Annotated in this window: 17 protein-coding genes; 11 read left to right on the top strand and 6 right to left on the bottom strand. The window is 40.4% G+C overall.

The window, feature by feature from the left end; genetic code table 11:
- Window positions 1-41 precede the first annotated feature (41 nt).
- A complete protein-coding gene (glmS, locus tag IGI66_RS07830; RefSeq protein WP_438848381.1) occupies window positions 42-1,850 on the bottom strand; it encodes a glutamine--fructose-6-phosphate transaminase (isomerizing) in 1,809 nt (602 codons plus the stop codon).
- Window positions 1,851-2,313: 463 nt separating this feature from the next.
- On the opposite strand from glmS, the gene IGI66_RS07825 reads away from it, so the two are divergent.
- The 8 genes from IGI66_RS07825 (at window position 2,314) to yihA (ending at window position 10,239) form a co-directional block, all read left to right on the top strand.
- Entirely contained in the window at window positions 2,314-2,601 is a 288-nt protein-coding gene (locus tag IGI66_RS07825; protein ID WP_086303698.1) for a hypothetical protein, read from the top strand.
- A gap of 79 nt (window positions 2,602-2,680) precedes the next feature.
- Window positions 2,681-3,709 (top strand): signal peptide peptidase SppA, encoded by a 1,029-nt coding sequence (gene sppA, locus IGI66_RS07820; protein WP_438848379.1) that lies wholly within the window; start codon window positions 2,681-2,683, stop codon window positions 3,707-3,709.
- A 2-nt stretch (window positions 3,710-3,711) separates the two neighbouring features.
- Window positions 3,712-4,251 (top strand): RDD family protein, encoded by a 540-nt coding sequence (locus IGI66_RS07815; RefSeq protein ID WP_288227821.1) that lies wholly within the window; start codon window positions 3,712-3,714, stop codon window positions 4,249-4,251.
- A 2-nt stretch (window positions 4,252-4,253) separates the two neighbouring features.
- Window positions 4,254-5,177, top strand: a complete 924-nt coding sequence (locus IGI66_RS07810; RefSeq protein ID WP_086303701.1) for a tetratricopeptide repeat protein — start codon at window positions 4,254-4,256, stop codon at window positions 5,175-5,177.
- Between the two features lie 103 nt (window positions 5,178-5,280).
- Window positions 5,281-6,564 (top strand): trigger factor, encoded by a 1,284-nt coding sequence (gene tig / locus IGI66_RS07805; RefSeq protein ID WP_010780619.1) that lies wholly within the window; start codon window positions 5,281-5,283, stop codon window positions 6,562-6,564.
- A gap of 239 nt (window positions 6,565-6,803) precedes the next feature.
- Window positions 6,804-8,189: a GH25 family lysozyme gene (locus IGI66_RS07800; RefSeq protein ID WP_438848376.1), complete on the top strand. Its 1,386-nt coding sequence runs from the start codon at window positions 6,804-6,806 to the stop codon at window positions 8,187-8,189.
- Between the two features lie 152 nt (window positions 8,190-8,341).
- Window positions 8,342-9,589, top strand: coding sequence for an ATP-dependent Clp protease ATP-binding subunit ClpX (clpX, locus tag IGI66_RS07795; RefSeq protein WP_010780621.1), 1,248 nt, complete (start codon window positions 8,342-8,344; stop codon window positions 9,587-9,589).
- Between the two features lie 53 nt (window positions 9,590-9,642).
- Entirely contained in the window at window positions 9,643-10,239 is a 597-nt protein-coding gene (gene yihA / locus IGI66_RS07790) for a ribosome biogenesis GTP-binding protein YihA/YsxC (protein WP_086303703.1), read from the top strand.
- Here the strand turns inward: yihA and IGI66_RS07785 are convergent.
- Window positions 10,236-10,388: an SPJ_0845 family protein gene (locus IGI66_RS07785; RefSeq protein WP_010780623.1), complete on the bottom strand. Its 153-nt coding sequence runs from the start codon at window positions 10,386-10,388 to the stop codon at window positions 10,236-10,238. The genes yihA and IGI66_RS07785 overlap by 4 nt on opposite strands.
- Window positions 10,389-10,521: 133 nt before the next feature.
- Here IGI66_RS07785 and IGI66_RS07780 point away from each other — a divergent pair, with 133 nt between their 5' ends.
- Window positions 10,522-11,850, top strand: coding sequence for a hypothetical protein (locus IGI66_RS07780; protein WP_438848373.1), 1,329 nt, complete (start codon window positions 10,522-10,524; stop codon window positions 11,848-11,850).
- A 101-nt stretch (window positions 11,851-11,951) separates the two neighbouring features.
- The gene (locus IGI66_RS07775; RefSeq protein WP_010780625.1) at window positions 11,952-12,137 is read left to right on the top strand and encodes a hypothetical protein; all 186 of its coding nucleotides are present in this window, start codon (window positions 11,952-11,954) and stop codon (window positions 12,135-12,137) included.
- 50 nt (window positions 12,138-12,187) lie between these two features.
- On the opposite strand, the gene IGI66_RS07770 is transcribed toward IGI66_RS07775, so the two are convergent.
- From IGI66_RS07770 to IGI66_RS07760, 3 genes are read right to left on the bottom strand one after another with little or no spacing between them, the layout of a single operon-like run.
- Complete coding sequence (locus tag IGI66_RS07770; RefSeq protein ID WP_438848371.1) at window positions 12,188-14,113, bottom strand: PTS fructose transporter subunit IIABC; 1,926 nt, start codon at window positions 14,111-14,113, stop codon at window positions 12,188-12,190.
- Between the two features lie 56 nt (window positions 14,114-14,169).
- The gene (gene pfkB / locus IGI66_RS07765) at window positions 14,170-15,084 is read right to left on the bottom strand and encodes a 1-phosphofructokinase (protein ID WP_438848369.1); all 915 of its coding nucleotides are present in this window, start codon (window positions 15,082-15,084) and stop codon (window positions 14,170-14,172) included.
- Entirely contained in the window at window positions 15,081-15,833 is a 753-nt protein-coding gene (locus IGI66_RS07760; protein WP_367378006.1) for a DeoR/GlpR family DNA-binding transcription regulator, read from the bottom strand. The genes pfkB and IGI66_RS07760 overlap by 4 nt, the downstream gene beginning before the upstream one ends.
- 156 nt (window positions 15,834-15,989) lie before the next feature.
- Here IGI66_RS07760 and IGI66_RS07755 point away from each other — a divergent pair, with 156 nt between their 5' ends.
- Window positions 15,990-17,450 carry an alpha-amylase gene (locus IGI66_RS07755; RefSeq protein WP_438848367.1) on the top strand — a complete coding sequence of 487 codons (1,461 nt, stop codon included), beginning with the start codon at window positions 15,990-15,992 and terminating at the stop codon, window positions 17,448-17,450.
- Between the two features lie 133 nt (window positions 17,451-17,583).
- On the opposite strand, the gene IGI66_RS07750 is transcribed toward IGI66_RS07755, so the two are convergent.
- On the bottom strand, window positions 17,584-19,158 hold the full coding sequence (locus IGI66_RS07750) for a ClC family H(+)/Cl(-) exchange transporter (protein WP_431378116.1): 1,575 nt from the start codon (window positions 19,156-19,158) through the stop codon (window positions 17,584-17,586).
- Window positions 19,159-19,322: the final 164 nt, after the last annotated feature.

Here is a 19,322-nt window from a genome sequence, read left to right as displayed (position 1 = left end):
AATATAAAAAAAGGTTGAGAGAATTCTCAACCTTTATAAAGCTATTCTACTGTTACTGATTTTGCCAAATTACGAGGCTTGTCAACATCATACCCGCGCAATAAGGTTGCATAGTAAGCAATCAGTTGTCCAGGAATCACAGAAACAAGAGGACGTAAGAATTGATGTACAACAGGTAAGATGATTTGATCGCCATCCTTGCTCAATTCTTCTGATACAATCACTAAGGTGTGTGCTCCGCGACTTTCAACTTCACGAAGATTTCCGCGCGTATGTGGTGCGGTCACTGCTTCAGTAATGATACCTATCACTGGAGTTCCCTCCTCGACAAGGGCGATGGTCCCATGTTTCAATTCACCGGCAGCAAAGCCTTCTGCTTGGATATATGAAATTTCTTTCAATTTCAAAGCAACTTCCATTGAAACGTAATAATCTTCTGCACGTCCAATATAAAAGGCATTGCGAGTGGTTGCTAAATACGCCTCGGCAATCTCTTCGATCATTGCTTTTTCTGCGATCATGACATCCATAGCATTCGCAGCGATTCCTAATTCTTTTGTCAAATCAAATTCTTTTGCAGCAGAAATGCCTTTCGCTTCGCCAACTGCTTTCGCTAAAACAGTCAAAGCAGCGATTTGTGCAGTGTAAGCTTTAGTTGACGCAACAGCGATTTCTGGTCCCGCATGTAAAAGCATAGTGTAACTTGCCTCACGAGATAGGGTGGAGCCCGCTACATTCGTTACTGTAAGGGAAGGGTAGCCTAAGTCATTTGTCTTAACTAGCACTTGTCGACTATCCGCAGTTTCGCCACTTTGTGTCAGGTAAATGAAAAATGGTTTTTCTGAGAGCAAAGGCATGTTATACCCAAATTCGCTTGATAAATGGATTTCCACTGGAATGTTGGCTAAACCTTCAATGATTTGCTTGCTGGCCCAGCCAGCATTATTACTTGTGCCGCATGCAACGATATAAATTCGATCACTTGCTAGTAAACTTTGCAGTAGTTCGTCTTCGATAACGACGGTTCCTGTTTCATCTGTGTATTCACTGATGATCCGACGCATCGTAGCAGGTTGTTCATCAATCTCTTTCAACATATAGTAAGGGTATGTGCCCTTTTCCATATCCGAAAGATCAATTTTTGCTTCGTAAGGGGCACGTTGAATTTCGTTGCCGTTTTCATCTTCAATCTCAACATGGTCCTTTGTGACAATAACCATTTCGCCATCATTGATTTCAACAAACTGATTTGTTTGTTCTAACATGGCCATCGCATCACTGCAGACAACATTGAATCCGTCACCCAAACCGATGAGCAGAGGGCTCTTGTTTTTTGCGACATAGATTGTTTCACGGTCTTCTTTATCAATTAATCCAAACGCGTAAGAACCATGGATTTCTTTCAAGGCTAAACGTAAAGCTTCTTTAGTAGAAACCCCTTGATTTGCAAAATGTTCAATTAAATGAACAACGATCTCAGTATCTGTTTCACCATAAAAAACATCGTCTGCTAAATATTTCTGCTTTAATTCGTCATAGTTTTCGATCACGCCATTATGGACCAATATGAATCGTTTGCTCCGTGACGTGTGGGGATGCGCATTTTCTTCGCTAGGTTCACCGTGTGTTGCCCAACGCGTATGACCAATCCCGATCGTTCCATGAACACCTTCATTGATTTTTTCTGCAAGTTCTTTGATTCGTCCTTGGGACTTTACTAAGAAGTCCTCCTTCTGATCTGCAACAAAAATGCCTGCTGAGTCATATCCACGATATTCCAATTTCTCCAAGCCGTTCACTAAAATATCTGTTGCTTGCTCATTTCCTACAATCCCTACAATTCCACACATAATGCTTTCCTACTTTCCTGTCATTATATGTTTCCGAGCTGTCTGATCACTTTTTTGTTCTTTTATCAAGTTTTTGTAATGATCTGTAGAGCACAGCTGCCCTGAAGCCACCCGCCGAATAATTCGATAAGCTTCTTCCTCGTCACCTTTAAAAAGGTCTGGCGCTATCTTATTGGTCTAACTAAGATTTTTTTGTTTTAATACCGGAAACAATGACTAATATAATATAAACCAAGAGGATAGTCAAATATTTTTTTATTTATATGTAATTGGTATATATGTAATTTGTGAAAAGTGAGAGCATACAGTAAATTTGCTTCTGCATTTCATCTCTCTTGATAATAAGGTAAAATAGAGAAGTATCATTCAAAAGCGTCGTTTTTTAGTTTGTTTGATATATTTGCCAAGAAAGGCAGTCTCTTGTGAGGACCATTCTCACGGAACAATCGAGGAGGAAAGCAGAATGAATCAACCAAACAATTTAACAGTCGGTGAATTACGCAAGTTTTTAACAGAACTCGATAAAAATAAGGAAATCACTGATGAAACAAAAATTTTCTTAGATACTGGCTGGGATAGTATTCAAGAAATTAATCCGGACGCGTTAAGTATAGAAGACGCACAGGCATTTAAAATCGAGGACCCTTTAACGAAGGAGCTGTTCGGCGGCTATGCATTGCTGGAAAAAGCAGAGAAAATGAAGGGCGAAGGGCCTACCGAAAAGGTATTGATCATCAGAAATCTCTACTGATAGTTCAATGGTAGATCTTATCAAGTACGTTTCAAAGTACAAACTATAGAAAGTAGTAGTATTATCGAGGAGGAAAAAGATGAATAAAAGACGTTGGATTGCAGTGGGTATAGCGGTAGTGTTAGTAATTTTCTCGGCACTATCTTCAACAATCAATAAAAAAGAAGCAAACAAGGAAGAGCTTAGCCAAGTAAATGAATTGTTATATGGTACAGGAGAGCCTCAAGAAAAAGTAGAAGAGGCTGGATCAAGCAAGGACAAGATTGCTAAATTAGTAGTAGAAGGAGCAATCATTAATGACGGTACCCGCGGCTTGTTTTCAACTGGAGGCTACAATCATGCTTCTTTTATGCAACAATTAACTAAAATAAAAAATGATTCCGATGTAAAGGGGATCTTATTGGAGGTTAATTCTCCAGGCGGGGCCGTATATGAGACCGCAGAAATCACTCGAGCATTGAAGGAAATCCAAGAAGACAGAAAGATTCCAATTTATACTTCCATGGAGAGTCAGGCCGCTAGTGGAGGATATTACATCTCTGCTAATTCGGATCGCATTTTCGCTGCCGAAGATACAATGACCGGATCGATCGGGGTCATCATGTCTAGCATGAATTATTCAGGATTAATGGAAAAACTGGGTATCACTGATGCCACGATCAAGAGTGGTGCTCTAAAAGATATCGGTTCTGCGTCACGACCTCAAACAAAAGAAGACAAAGAAGTACTCCAAGCATTTGTAGACAGTATGTATGGTCGCTTCGTCAAGGTAGTGGCAACGGGCCGCGGCATGGACGAGAAAAAAGTGAGAGAATTAGCCGATGGCAGAATTTACGATGGGGCTCAAGCAGTTGAAAATGGATTGGTGGATGCGATTGGTTACCCAGACGAAGCGCTGGCTGCTTTACGAAAAGATAAAAAGCTGGAAGATGCGAAGGTAATTTCGTATACCGATGGCAGCACGAATTTCATGAATACATGGTTAGGAAGCAGCCTAGCCGACCTTCAAGGGATCAAACCTTCACAAGAAGAAGTGATTGCCAATATCGTTGAGAGTATTGGTACGCCACAAGCGCCTAAAGCGATGTATCTCTATGGAGGTGAGTAGAGATGACTGAAGAGACAACACAAAGACCTGCGGTAGGTCCAGTAACACAGTTGCTTGAGAAGAAAAGACAAAGTCCTCAGTTTCACGACTATCCAAATTATTTTTATGCAGGTTTCTGGATTCGTTTTTTTGCCTATCTTGTAGATCTGATCTGTATTTCAGCCATTACAGGAATTGTCACACGTATACCAATAGCTGTATTCGGCTTGACCAAGAGTAATGAATTGCTTAGCGCTTATGGACTAACTGCAGTGATCCTCTATTTAGCCTATTTCATATTGCTGACGAAGTTAAACCATGGGCAAACCATTGGGAAAATGATTTTTGGCATTCGTGTGATCTGCTTTATAGAAGAGCAGCTGTCGTGGAAAACTGTTTTAGTCCGTGAAGGAGCATGCCGATTTATTCTGCGAGGCTCGTTTTTTATGCTAGGTTATCTTGTCACGATTTTTACACCTAGGAAACAGCACATCGGTGATTATTTTTCAGATACAAGTGTTGTAACATTAAATTTATTAGCAGCTAGAGAGGATTTTAAGTAAGGATGAATCCGATAGATTTTCCAAACAATGATCACTATTATTTATCACTTGCGGAAGAAGCATTTTCAGCAGGTAATTATTCTAAAGCATTAGACAACTATAAGCGTGCGTATCAAGAGAACCCTTCACCAAAGCTGAATCGGTTAATCGCAAGTTTAGCTTTGGAGCAAGGAAACTTCTCCGAGGCGTTAGAATATGCGCAAGAGGAGTCAGACAGTTATCTTGAGACGCCGGAAACAATTGATTTATTTTTGCAGATTCAATTGTATGCTCAGAATTTCTTTTCAGCGAGAGAATTCTTTTGGCGAGTGCAAAAAGGAGATCGTTTAACGAAAGAACAAAAGAATCTTTGGTTGATGCGAATCGATGACCAAGAGAGCTTTTATCAGCGTCAACAGCAGGCTCTCATGAAAGAATTAGAAAGAGAACTGAGCGAATTGCCTTCATTGATACCGATGGAGCAGTTGGTTTTAGTCAGAAAAGCGAAAGAACTTCCAGAGGAGCGTTTAAAAGTCGTTGCGGAGGCTTTTATGATCGACTCCGAAGTCGCACCTTTAGTACGCAGTTACTTATTTGAGAGTTTGGCTCGGGTCGGCGTGACTGAAAAAGTCCGCTACTTGACGATCTTAGATGAAATAATCGAGCTGTCTCCAGCAGACTCAGAGTTTGACGAGACTCTGCAATATCGGATCGAAGAAAAGCTAACTGAAAAATTAGAAGATGAAGATCCCGTCCTCTTGTCCAATCTCTTAGAGCAAGTCAAGTTGGAAATGGCCTTTGTCTATCCGATGCAACGCTCTTTCATGAAACCTGAGGCTTGGGCAGCGAGTTATTTATCAGAGTATTCCGTTCAATCAGAACCATTGGATGAAGGGATTGAATCTATTCGCCATAAGATTAAACAACGGATGTTCGATTATCATTAAAAACTGCCGAGAGTAAAAGCTTTATATTTACATTTCACAATCAGTAGTGTAATATTTAATGGTATGCAAAATGCAAGTATATTAGTATTCGGAGGGAACAAAAGTGACTGCAAATTTTGAAAAAACAGGCGCCAACGATGGTGTGTTAACTTTCTCAATTGAACAAACTGAGATTCAAAAAGGATTAACAAATGCATTCAACAAAGTAAAGAAAAATCTTAACGTACCTGGCTTCCGTAAAGGAAAAGTTTCTCGCCAAGTATTTAACCGTATGTACGGTGAAGAAGCGTTATATGAAGATGCTTTGAACGACGTATTACCAGTTGCTTATGAAGCAGCTGTAAAAGAAGCGGGAATCGATCCAGTTTCTCAACCAAAAATCGATGTAGACAGCATGGAAAAAGGCGAAACTTGGGTGATCAAAGCAGAAGTAACTGTAAAACCTGAAGTGAAGCTAGGCGACTACAAAGAATTAGAAGTTCCTAAACAAGAAGTAGAAGTATCAGATGCAGATGTAGATGCACGTTTGAAATCAGAACAAGAATCTCAAGCTGAATTAGTCATCAAAGAAGACGAAGCTGCTGAAAACGAAGATACTGCAGTAATTGACTTTGAAGGTTTCGTTGATGGCGAAGCGTTTGAAGGCGGCAAAGGTGAAAACTATTCACTTGAATTAGGTTCTGGTTCATTCATCCCAGGCTTTGAAGAACAATTAGTTGGTCACAAAGCAGGTGAAAACCTAGATGTAACAGTTACTTTCCCAGAAGACTACCAAGCAGAAGATCTTGCTGGTAAAGAAGCTGTATTCAAAGTAACTATCCATGAAGTAAAAGCAAAAGAATTACCTGAATTAGACGATGACTTCGCAAAAGACGTGGATGAAGAAGTAAATTCTTTAGATGAGTTAAAAACGAAGTACCGTGATGAATTGACAAAACAAAAAGAAGAAGCTGCGAAAGAAGCAAAAGACGAAGCTGCAATCAAGCAAGCCGTTGAAAATGCTGAAATCGTTGAACTTCCACATGTAATGGTGCACGACGAAGTTCACCGTTCAATGGATGAATTCTTAAACAATATGCAACGTCAAGGAATCTCTCCAGAAATGTACTATCAATTAACTGGTTCTACTGAAGAAGATCTTCATACACAATTTGAAGGCGAAGCTGAGAACCGCGTGAAAACAAATCTAGTGATGGAAGCAATCGTTGAAGCTGAAAAAATTGAAGCTTCTGAAGAAGACATCGCGAAGGAAATCAAAGATTTGGCTGAAATGTACCAAATGCCTGAAGACCAAATCAAACGTGTATTGACAGAAGATATGTTAGAACACGATATCAAAATGAAAAAAGCTGTAGAGTTAGTAACAGGTACAGCAGTAGAAAAATAATCAACGAATGATTTTAAGCATGTAGCGCGTTTTGCGCTACATGCTTTTTTGTGTCTAAAGGCTGTAGATTGGGAGCCCATCAAGGGACAAAATTAGTTTTCTCTTTTTTATCGATAATTATAACGAATAACTTCAAAAAATCTCTTAAATTTGGTAAAATTGAATTATTAATGACTTTGGTTAATTGGTAATTTTATACTTTTCGAACTATTTGTGCTTTATACCTTAAGGAGGAGAAAATGAAGAAAAAAATTCTTGGATTAGGTTTTTTAACTATTTTGTGCTTAAATTTCTCAGTATCAGTCTTGGCTGAGGAAAATAAAATAGAGAGTAGTACTCAAACTACAGAAACAGTTCCTGTGGTTGATTCAAGCTCTGAGAACACACAAGAGAGAGACTCGGCGTCAACAGACTCGACAGAAAGTAGTTTGGAGCAAGACGAGGCAACCGAACAAACAGAAGAGGAGACAGCAGCTCCTGAGAGACAGATAGATACGCCGGAAGGAACGATGAACTTACCGACTGGACGCTCAGATCTTTATCCGTCGATTCAGCTATTTGCTTCATTGCCTTCAGTTTCAGCGACAAATACCAATACACCGAGTAAAAGCTTCGTAGATATTTCCTCTCATAACGGAAATATTTCTGTAGCGAATTTCCAAAAAATGATGAGTTATGGTGTTACCGGTGTGGTTGTAAAATTGACAGAAGCTACAAGCTACACAAATCCAAATGCACAATCTCAAATTAATAACGCCATGGCAGCTGGAATGAAAGTTTCGGCATACCATTACAGCTGGTTCACGAGTGATGCTCAGGCAGTAGCAGAAGCAAATTATTTTGCTGCGGCAGCGAAAAGATTTGGCTTGAGTGGCGGAACAGTCATGGTTAACGATATTGAAGAGCCTAAGATTTTAGGCAAAGGAAATCATACGAATAATTCACGAGCATTTGAAAATCGATTGAAATCACTAGGATATGGAAATGTTCGTCATTATGTTGGTTTGAATTGGTTGAATACGGGGAAAATCAATGCTGGAGTAATTGGAAATAAAAATATCTGGGTTGCTGCCTATCCGTATAATCTTTCGACAACGAATTTCTATACGCAATATGGTGCTTGGCAGTGGTCCTCTCAATTATCTTTCCCAGGCGTGAACGGGAATTTTGATATCAATGCTGATTACACCTCTACATTTAGTAATCCAACCCCCAAGCCGCCAGCAAATAGTATCCAAATGTACCGCGTCTATAATCCTAATAGCGGAGAACATTTCTATACACAGAATGTTGCTGAAAAAAACAACCTGGTTTCTAAGGGCTGGAGATATGAAGGGATAGGTTGGAACGGACCGACCTCAGGCAATCCGGTGTACCGTTTATATAACCCGAATGCTGGAGACCATCATTACACACTTCATGCCTATGAGAAAGATAACTTAATCAAAAAAGGCTGGCGCTACGAAGGGATTTCTTGGTATTCCGGTGGGCCGAATGCCTTGCATCGCTTATACAACCCAAATGCTAAAGCAGGCTCGCATCACTACACGTTGAATACAAACGAAAAAAATAACTTAGTGAAGCATGGCTGGAGATATGAAGGATTAGCTTGGTACGCAAAATAGATCAAAAGTTCTCGATTTTTCGAGAACTTTTTTCTTTAGAATTCCTTTCTAATTTCTTTTGGATTCTTTGTGTTTTCAACGCTTTATGTTATTATAGATAAAGACTGCAATCGTGGAAACACTTGTAGAGAAAGAAGCAAGAGGTGAAAGCCATGTATGAGAGCACAGGCGCAGGTGAAACAGTCCGCTGTTCATTTTGCGGAAAGACCCAAGAAGAAGTAAAAAAAGTTGTCGCGGGTCCAGGAGTATACATTTGTAATGAATGTATCGACCTTTGTAAAGAGATTATAGATGAAGAATTCCATGAAGAAGCGATTCGTGAATTTATTGATGTGCCAAAACCAAAAGAACTATTAGATGTGTTAAATCAATATGTGATCGGTCAAGATCGTGCGAAAAAGGCATTATCTGTTGCTGTGTATAATCATTACAAGCGGGTAAATACTGAAAACGACGGCATTGATGAAGTTGAATTGCAAAAGAGTAATATTTGTTTGATTGGGCCTACAGGGTCAGGTAAAACATTCTTAGCTCAAACATTGGCAAGAACCTTAAATGTGCCATTTGCTATTGCGGATGCAACGAGTTTGACTGAAGCCGGCTATGTCGGTGAAGATGTTGAAAATATTCTATTGAAGCTGTTGCAAGCTGCAGATTACAATGTTGAACGTGCTGAAAAGGGAATCATCTACATTGATGAAATCGATAAAATCACACGTAAAAGTGAAAATGTTTCGATTACTCGGGATGTTTCCGGCGAAGGTGTTCAACAAGCGCTCCTTAAAATTCTTGAAGGAACGGTTGCTAGTGTTCCGCCTCAAGGAGGACGTAAGCACCCTCATCAAGAATTTATCCAAATCGATACGACAAATATTCTATTTATCGTTGGCGGTGCCTTTGATGGTATTGAAACAATCGTCAAAAACCGTTTAGGCGAAAAAACGATTGGATTTGGTAAAAACAATAAAAAGATCAATGAAGAAGAAAGCATGATGCAAAAGATCATTCCTGAAGATCTTTTGAAATTCGGGCTGATCCCTGAATTCATTGGGCGTTTACCAGTGACCACAGCGTTGGAAAAACTAACTACTGAAGATTTGGTTCGTATTTTGACTGAACCAAAAAATGCATTGGTCAAACAATACCAAAAGCTGCTTTCTTATGACGACACAGAATTAGACTTCGACGCGGATGCTTTAAGTGCTATTGCGGATAAAGCTATCTCTCGTAACACGGGAGCACGTGGATTGCGTTCTATCATTGAAGATGTCATGATGGATGTTATGTTCGATATTCCTTCAGATGAATCCATTGAAAAAGTTGTTGTGACAAAAGACTCTGTTGAAGGAACAGGAAAACCTATCATTGAGTACCACAACGACAAGAAAAAAGCAGGTTAGTAAGTGAGGGTTCACAAAGTCATTTGTGAACCCTTTTTGAAAGGCGTGAAAGAATGAAAGTCCATAATGCAGAGATCGTTATTAGTGCGGTCTCACCAAAACAATACCCTGAGACGGAGCTGCCGGAAATCGCTTTGGCAGGTCGTTCAAATGTTGGAAAATCTTCCTTTATCAATACATTAATTGATCGTAAGAATTTAGCACGGACTTCCGGTAAACCCGGAAAGACCCAAACGTTAAATTTCTATCTGATTGAAGATGCGCTGCATTTTGTAGACGTGCCCGGTTACGGATACGCAAAAGTTTCTAAAACGGAACGTGCAAAATGGGGAGAAATGATTGAGACCTATATTACCAGTCGTAAGCAATTACGCGCGGTGGTCTCGTTGGTAGATGTTCGCCATGATCCTAGTAAAGAAGACGTACAGATGTATGAATTTTTGAAGTATTATAATATCCCAGTAATCGTGGTTGCTACTAAAGCGGACAAAATCCCTCGTGGAAAGTGGAACAAGCACACGAGTGAAATCAAAAAGAAATTGGACTTTGATCCCGATGATACATTCATTCTTTTCTCTTCCGAAACAAAAAAAGGAAAAGAAGAGGCATGGCAAGCGATTGAAGCAGCAATTGAAAAGGACCAGGCTTAAGCCTGATCCTTTTTTTTATCATTCTGTTCAGTTTTTGGTTTTAAGAACTTTTGAATATCTTCATCTTTTTGCACATCTTTAGTAGGATCTACGACAAATGATTCAAACAACTTGTCTAAATCATCGGTTTTTTCAAATTTTAAGCCCATTTGAACACCTCCATTTTAGTTTTAACACAATCCATTATAGTATACAATTTTTTTCTCCTTAGTAATCAATTTCATAGGGTTTTTTAAATCTTTAAGATATACTTATAATAGAGAGATGAGAAAGGGGAAAGCAATGGAAAGCAATCAGAAAATTTATAGTGTCAGCCAGCTTTATGATTTGAAGCAAGCCGATATCCAATCGAAAACCAATGATTGGTTAACGATGAGTCGCCTATTGCTGGAACCAGACATGATGATTATTAACGGGAAAGAGCAGGCGTTTGACTCGATTCAATTGAAACAAAAGATTGATGGTTTTGGTGAAAAAGAGGATTCTTGGCTTCAATTGAAAAATGCGGAAGAAGAAACCACGATCCATGTATTGGGAGATACGTTGTTTGAGAAGGCTATTCTTAAAGAAAAAAATTTCTATTTTTGGGAAACTGTTTATTTAGATTACTTAAAGACGCGATTGATAGAACATGGCTTCTTTTCATACATTCGGTCGTATGAAGAATATTTGTACCACAATACGAGTGATTTGTCTAAACGTCGATCATTTGAAACCGCTGAAGAGACGAATCTTCTGCCTAAAATGAAAGGGCTTAATGGAGATGTGGTCATAGATTGCAATGCATTTCCTGGATATGATGTCTTTTATAAAGGTGTATGCTTAACCGCGTGCTGGTGGCTGTTCCTAGGAGCGCCCTACAAAAAACTATTTGCAAAACAATTATTATTAGAGATCCAGCAGGTGGAACGAGTGGAGGCGCTTGGTGAGGGAGTTTTCTTCGAGCTATATAAAGATCCTTTCCAATGGAAGGAAGAAGCGAATCTAAGATTTCAGCAGCTATTTCGGGCGCAATTGGGGATCTCGCAATTGTCTTATACGAACGGCGTCGGATTGTTGAAGCAGCCGTATATCGAGTTTGCTTTTGAGGATACTGTCGTTCAAACGGTGCAATATCAAAATGAGCAGTTTCAGCCAACCGAGAAAAGCGAGGCATCCTACTTTGTGACTCGTACCTATAATTTTTTAACCAATCAATACCGCGTCAATCGCATGAAGGGTGGATTGAATGCACTGGCATATTTTCCTTGGATCGATGATGAAAGTGAACGAATGATGAATTATCATATTCTCTACCCGGAGCTGACCTTGGACAAAGGATTGGCCGCGTTTGAATACTACATTCGTGATTCCATCGAATTTGAAATTCAAGATATGCGTTATAAAGATTACACCGCTGTTTTACAATTATTTATCCCTAAAAAAGCTTTTCTGGATTTTCCTTTAGAGGAATTAAAATCGGTATTGAAAGATATGACGATTCATCAGGTTAGCCGAAAAAATGATTCTTTGACTTTTTCTTTAGAGAAAGAGGCGAAGCACTTAACCGTTTCGTTTATTGATCAAAAGAAAGTTTCTGCGAAGAATCAATTAGACATTCTCGAGATTTAAACGAGCAGTGTTTAAAAAGTATTCGTAGTTGTAGGAGAAGTTCTTGTTAGGATAGATAGTTTGAAAGTCATTCTTTAGTATGAAAAAAGGAGAGGTTAGTTATGGATCTGAGATACGTCAAAATTATGAGTAGTTGTTTACTGATTGTCGGAATGATTTTTGCTTTGCCCCTTTCGTCACTAGAGATTCCTTTAGCCATTTTAGTTTTCTTTATTGGGATGATTCTTTTTACGATCAAACCCAAACCACAGCCTGTTCGCGTTCATAGAAAAGATCGTTGGATGTAATGAACAAAAAAAACCCGCACTCTCATTGAGAATGCGGGGTTTTTGTATTTTTATTGTGCGGCAGGTTTTTTAACTAAACCATAGATAACGCCTGAAACGATTGCGCCGATGGCAATGAATAGAAGGTATAACAATGGGTGGCTTAACAATAGAACCACGAAGATCCCGCCATGAGGAGCAAGTAGTTTGATGCCGACAGCACCAACTAATCCGCCAGCTAAAGCAGATCCGACAACGAAACTTGGAATCACGCGAATTGGATCGGCAGCAGCAAAGGGAATGGCTCCTTCAGTAACGAAGGAAAGACCCATAACGATATTTGTTAGACCAGCATCCACTTGGCTCTTTTCAAATTTGTTTTTGAATAAGCGAGTGGCAACGAAAATAGCTAGAGGTGGAACCATCCCGCCAGCCATAACAGCGGCCATAACGATCGAACCGCCTTGTGCGACAGTAGAAGCTAGTGTTGCAGTACCGAATACATAAGCTGCTTTGTTGATAGGTCCGCCTAGATCGACAGCCATCATTCCGCCAAGTAGAGCACCTAACAAGATTGCATTTGAACCGCTAAGACCAGTTAAGAAACCATTTAAGCCATCATTGATTGCTTTCATTGGAATATTGACTAATAACATCAAGAAACCGGTAATCATCAAACCAAAGAATGGGTAGAACAGAATGGCTTTGATTCCTTCAAGTGACTTAGGCAAGTTCTTGAAGATTTTTTTCAAGAAAATAATGACATAACCAGCGACGAAACCACCGATCAATGCACCTAAGAACCCAGCACCACCAGCATTTGCTAAAGCACCAGCAGCAAAACCAGCGATGAGACCAGGACGATCAGCAATACTTGACGCGATAAATCCAGCAAGTACAGGAAGCATAAAGCCGAATGCTGCGCCGCCGATTTGGTTGAACCAGCTAGCTGCTTGGTTGTAATTCCCCAGGTTAGCAAGTTCTGATTGCGGAACACCCATAAATTGGTCGATCATGAATGACAACGCGATCATGATCCCGCCGCCGATAACGAATGGCAACATATGAGAAACACCGTTCATTAAATCTTTATAGATGCGTTGTCCAACAGTACCGTTATCACTTTTTTCTTCATTTGATGCGCTTTCTTCGCCGCTTCCACGGTAGATAGGCGCTTTGCCGCTTAATGCTAAATTGATCAATTCTTCCGGCTTACGAATCCCATCACTTACGGGACGATTCACCAATTCTTTTCCATTAAAACGATTCATTTCGACTTTTTTATCGGCTGCAACGATGACACCATCTGCTCGCGCGATTTCTTCATCCGTCAAACGATGTTTGATCCCTTCGGAGCCGTTTGTTTCAACTTTGATGTCTACGCCCATTTCTTTTGCTTTCTTTTTCAAAGCATCTTCAGCCATGTACGTATGTGCAATTCCGGTAGGGCAGGCTGTTACTGCGACGATGTACCGGCGATTGGTGTCTTTGATTTCTTCTTCTGCCGCCGCTTGCGCTTCGGCTTTTTCTTCCGCTTCTTTTGCTTTTTCTGCTTCTTCAAAAGTCGCTTGTACTTGATCTGGTGTTTCAGCAGATTTTAATTTAGCAACAAAGTCTGGATCGATCAAAAGTCTTGATAAGGCAGCCAATGCTTGCAAGTGCGTATCGTTCGCGCCTTCTGGAGCGGCGATCATGAAGAACAGGTAAGTGGGTTGACCATCTAATGATTCATAATCAACACCATTTTTGCTTTTTGCGAATAAAACAGTCGCTTCTTTTACAGCGCTATTTTTAGCGTGGGGCATTGCGATCCCATCGCCTAAACCAGTTGAAGTTTGTGCTTCACGGTTTAAGATACCTTCTTTGTAAACAGCAATATCTGAGATTCGGCCAGCGTCGTACATTTTTTGAACCATTTCATCAATTGCAGCTTTTTTTGTGGTTGCTTGCAAGTCCATGATCATGGCATCTTTGATCAACAAATCTTTAATATCCATTATAATTCCTCCAAATTCTAAATTGATACATATTTTTCAACAGAAGGGAGATCCTATTACTTAACTTTAGTGATCTCTACTTCTGGTAATAATTCTTGAATAAATTCTGCAGTGGCTAGGTCATCTGAAAAGGTAGTTGCACTACCGCAAGCAACGCCCCATTTAAATGCTTCAACAGGATCTTGACTCTTCGTATAGTTGCCGACGAAACCGGCGATCATGGAATCTCCTGCGCCAACAGAATTTTTAACGGAGCGTTTCAATACGTTGGAACGATAGATCCCGTCTTTAGTAAAGAGCAACGCGCCATCACCAGCCATAGAAACTAGCGCATGCTGCGCGCCTTCATCCAATAATCTTTGGCCGAATGGGTAGATATCCTCAACGGAGCTAAAGGTTGTTTGGTAAAGGTCGGCTAATTCATGGTTATTTGGTTTTACCAATAAAGGTCCTTTTTCTAACGCATCCATCAAGTCAGCTCCGGTGGTATCAATGACAAAAGAGGCGCCTTGAGACTTGATGATCTCGATCAATTCTTGATAAAAGCCGGTTGGAACACTCGCAGGCTTGCTGCCAGATAAAACAACAATGTCTTCGGGGGATAAATGACCCAATACTTTTTTTAGTTCATTCATTTCTTCCGCAGAAACTACTGGGCCTTGACCGTTAATCTCTGTCTCGTCTTTGGCTTTTAATTTGATGTTGATCCGTGTGTCATCGCTAACAGGTGTGAAGTTTGTTTGGATGGTTTCTCGTTCCATCCATTCTTCGATGAAGCGTCCGGTAAAGCCGCCAAGAAATCCTAGCGCGGTCGAATCATTATCAATACGCTTCAAGATTCGGGAAACGTTGATCCCTTTTCCGCCGGGTAGCTTAAAATCAGTTTTCATTCGATTGACATCACCAATCGTAAGTTTATCAACGTGAACGATATAGTCGATAGATGGGTTAAGTGTCACTGTATAGATCATACAGAAACCTCCTTCAGGGTAGTTTGTTCTGTGATTTGATCATGAATAACCAAAGGACAGGTATCTGTGAGGATTGAAGCCGCAGACAATGGAGCAACACTGACAAAGCTCGTTTGATTGAATTTACTATGGTCAACTAAAACAAAAGCTTCTTCAGATTGTTGAATGGCTGTCCGCTTAAGGATCGCTTCTTCAGGATCGGGCGTAGAAAATCCGCTATCGAGATGAATGCCATTCATTCCCATGAAGACCTTATTGAACCGGTATTGTTTCAACTGCTCTAAGGCTTGGGAACCAACAACGGCATCTGTTGTCAATTTTATCCGACCGCCTAAAACGATGGTTGCGATTTGCAATTCAACGAGCCGGGCAGCAAGACCAACGGAATTCGTGACGACAGTGATTGCTCGGTTTGTCAAATAGGGAATCATCTCAGAAGTCGTGGTGCCAGCATCCAAATAAATGACGTCGCCTTCAACAATACATTCTGCTGCTAACTGAGCAACAAGTTTTTTTTGTTGAACGTTTTTGGATGATTTTTCAAAAATCCCCAATTCTTGTTCCAAATGTTGAGGTCGCTTTGCGCCGCCATGAACGCGTTCCAATGTTCCCAAATCTTCCAACTCTTGCAAATCACGTCGTATAGTTGATTCAGAAGCGTCTAAATACTGGATCAAATCTTGTGATTTCACTAATCCATCACGTTCAAGCCATTCAATTATTTTACGGTGTCGTTCTTCTGTAAGCATTTTCAATCCTCCTTCACCTGAAATACTATCACAATTATTTTCTTTTTTCAACCATAAACAGCCATAAACAGTCAAAAACATTTAAAGCGGGTATTTAGGGCGTCATATTTTGAAGGATCTTTCACTTTCGGTATGATAGATATGGAGGTGAAGGTTATGAGAAAACAAACAATTTTACAAGGATTTGAATGGTATCTTCCTGCGGATGGAAATCACTGGAAAACACTGGCTGAAAAAGCAGAAGAATTACGCAACTTTGGTATCAATGCGATCTGGATGCCCCCGGCCTACAAAGGCTCAGAAGGTGCTAATGATGTAGGGTATGGAACTTATGATCTTTATGACCTGGGCGAATTTGATCAAAAGGGAAGTATCGCCACGAAGTATGGAACAAAAGAAGACTATTTGAGCAGTATTGCTGCATTAAAAGAAGCTGGCTTAAAGACTTATGCGGACATTGTATTTGATCATTTTATGGGGGCCGACGAAACAGAGGTTGTTTCGGCAGTATCCTATCACTTTGATGATCGAACCAAGCCAAGCTCTGGAGAAGAAGAAATCGAAGCGTGGACAAAGTTCACATTTCCTGGCCGCAAGGGGAAATACAATGACTATCAGTGGAATTGGAAAAATTTTTCTGGTGTTGATTACGACGCACGGGAAAAGGATCATGCGATCTTTAATTTCGCCGATAAGGGCTGGGAGCCAAAAGTAGATGATGAAAACGGCAACTTCGATTATTTGATGGGGTGCAACCTCGACATGGAAAATCCTGAGACCGTTGAGCAGTTGGACAAATGGGGGAAATGGTACCAAGAACTAACAGATATGGATGGGTATCGTTTAGACGCGGTCAAGCATATTCGTTTTGATTTGTTTGTTGATTGGCTATTGCACCGCCGAGGGGAAAAGGGAGAAGACCTATTCGTGGTAGGGGAATATTGGTCGGATGAATTGGATAAATTGCAGGATTATCTAGATTCATCAGGGAATTTGATTTCACTCTTTGATGTTCCGCTGCATTTTAATCTTTTTCAAGCATCGTCTACGATGGGAGAGTTTGATATGCGTCAGATTTTCTCAGGGACATTGATCGAGACGCGTCCAGACTGGGCGGTCACATTTGTTGATAACCATGATACTCAGCCTGGTCAAAGTTTAGAATCCTGGGTTGAAGGATGGTTCAAACTTCAGGCGTACAGCTTGATTTTGTTGAGAAATGAAGGAACACCCGTAGTATTCTGGGGAGACTTGTATGGAACAGAAAAAACGGAAGCCGTTGGTAACGGATTGAACCGCCTAATTAAATTACGCGACATAGCGAATTTTGGAAACCAAGCGGATTATTTTGATGACTCGAATGTCATTGGCTGGACCTTGACAGGAGCGTTTGACGATGAGGATTCTGGTGCTGCGATTATTATGACCAATGCGACAGGCGGAGAGAAAGAAATGACGATCAGTGCTATCCATGAAGGCAAGACCTTCGTAGACCTGTTAGGCAACAACGACGCACGGGTGACCTTGGATGAAAATGGACAAGGTGTATTCCCTGTCAATGATGGTCAAGTTTCTGTGTACATCAACGAAAACTTAGCCAAAAAGTTGCAGGATTGATACAAAAATAAGAAGATCCGTATTTACCTATAAAATACAAATGAAAAGTCAAACGATAATTTACTTAACAAATGAAAAGTAAAAAGTCGTTTGGCTTTTCATTTGTTAAGAATTTTATGGATTTACTTTCGATTCAATCGCTGATTGCTTTGTCTTGTTTCTTGGCAATTGCTGCATCGGATCGCTCACGAATTTGTTTCTTGATTTTCTGGGTATACCCTTCATCCGTTAAAATCATAAGCAGGTCACCGACTTTCATCACGGTATCTCCATGAGTGAGGATTTCAGAAGATCCTCGCCGAATCGAGATCAACAGCATTTCTTTCGGCCAGTTGAAATCTCTTACCATGGTGCCATCTAAGGTGCTTTCTGCCGTTACGGGAAATTCAATGATCGTCTTGTTTCCTGTGATGCTTGGAAGGTGCCCTTTTAACAGCCGCTCAAGTAACGATTCATAAATCGGATTTCCGCCTAACAAATCATTCACTACATATGCAGTAAGGGAACACACAGCTAAAGGCATCAGATGAGTGATGTTTCCAACCATTTCTGTCACTAAAATAATTGCCGTCAGTGGAGCTTTCCCAATCGCTGTAAAATACCCAGCCATTGCAAAGATCGCGAAGTCCCGAATAAATTGGGCATCTAGTCCGGCCCACTGATGAAGCATTGTTCCATAAATTCCGCCAATCAATGCGCCTAATGTCAAAATGGGAAGAAAAATACCCCCAGGAAGATTCGCACCATAGGACACCATTGAAAAAATGAAGCGCAATAAAAATAGAAAAATCAATAAATTCAATGAAAGATTGCGTTCGCCAAGTGCTAGAACAATTTGATTCCCGCCGCCCAAATAATGCGGAAAAAAGAAGGCGATAGGAACGATCAATAAGAAAGGAACGATCCCATAAAGGTATTCTGGAAGATGAGTATGTTTATACCAACGCGGTAGAGACAACAAAACTAATTGGTAGACATAACCTAAAAGTCCCAGGAGAACCCCCAGTCCAATTAACCAACCATATTCCTTCAACGGCAAAGACGGGACATTTGCGATAAACAGGACAGGTCTTAATCCAAAAAAGTTCAATGAAATTAAATTCGCTGTTAAGGCGGCAGTCAGAGATGTCAGCCAAATCAAAGGAGAGAAGTGATGGTGGACCTCTTCAATTACGAAAAGCAATCCGGCAATTGGCGCGTTAAAGGCCGCACCTAGTCCAGCCGCAGCGCCGCTAGATATGAAAATCTTTTTTTCAGAAGTAGAGGCCTGCGTAATTTCACTAAACCCTTGCCCAACCATCGCACCCAGTTGGATCGAAGGCCCTTCTCGACCTAAAAAGAGGCCTGAACCCACAGATAAGATCCCTCCGATAAATTTTTTCCACAAGACCGAAAACCAGCGCAACGAAATTTCTCCTTGAAGCGTTCCTTCTACTTGGGGGATACCGCTGCCTTTAATATCGGGTTCTGATTTGATCAAAAGCCCAACGATACACGCGAAGCTCAGCATTACGAGAATCCATGGGATCAGCCATAAAGGATTTTCTCGGAACCATAGATAAAAGGTCACTATATGAGCCATCATTTTCTCGATTGCGAGACGAAAAAGACTGACGATAATACCGGCAATCCCTCCGATAAGAATGCCTTTCAAAATAAAAATAACTTTCGTGCTATCTAAACGTTTGATTTCATGTTCTTTTTTCATGCTGTACCTTCTTAAGATGATTGTTTTTTTATGCCATAAAAAGTATAATTTCTGTTTACACCATTAATTAATTTAGCGCGATTTCACATGAAAAACAAGTATGAATGAATGAATCCGTTTTTTTAAATTGTTGCTAGTGTCGCGAAACTTTCCGAGATGCTATA

The organism is Enterococcus sp. AZ048, from assembly GCF_051715125.1.
Classification (GTDB): Bacteria; Bacillota; Bacilli; order Lactobacillales; family Enterococcaceae; genus Enterococcus_A; species Enterococcus_A gilvus.
This window is presented reverse-complemented; position numbering and strand designations above follow the sequence as displayed.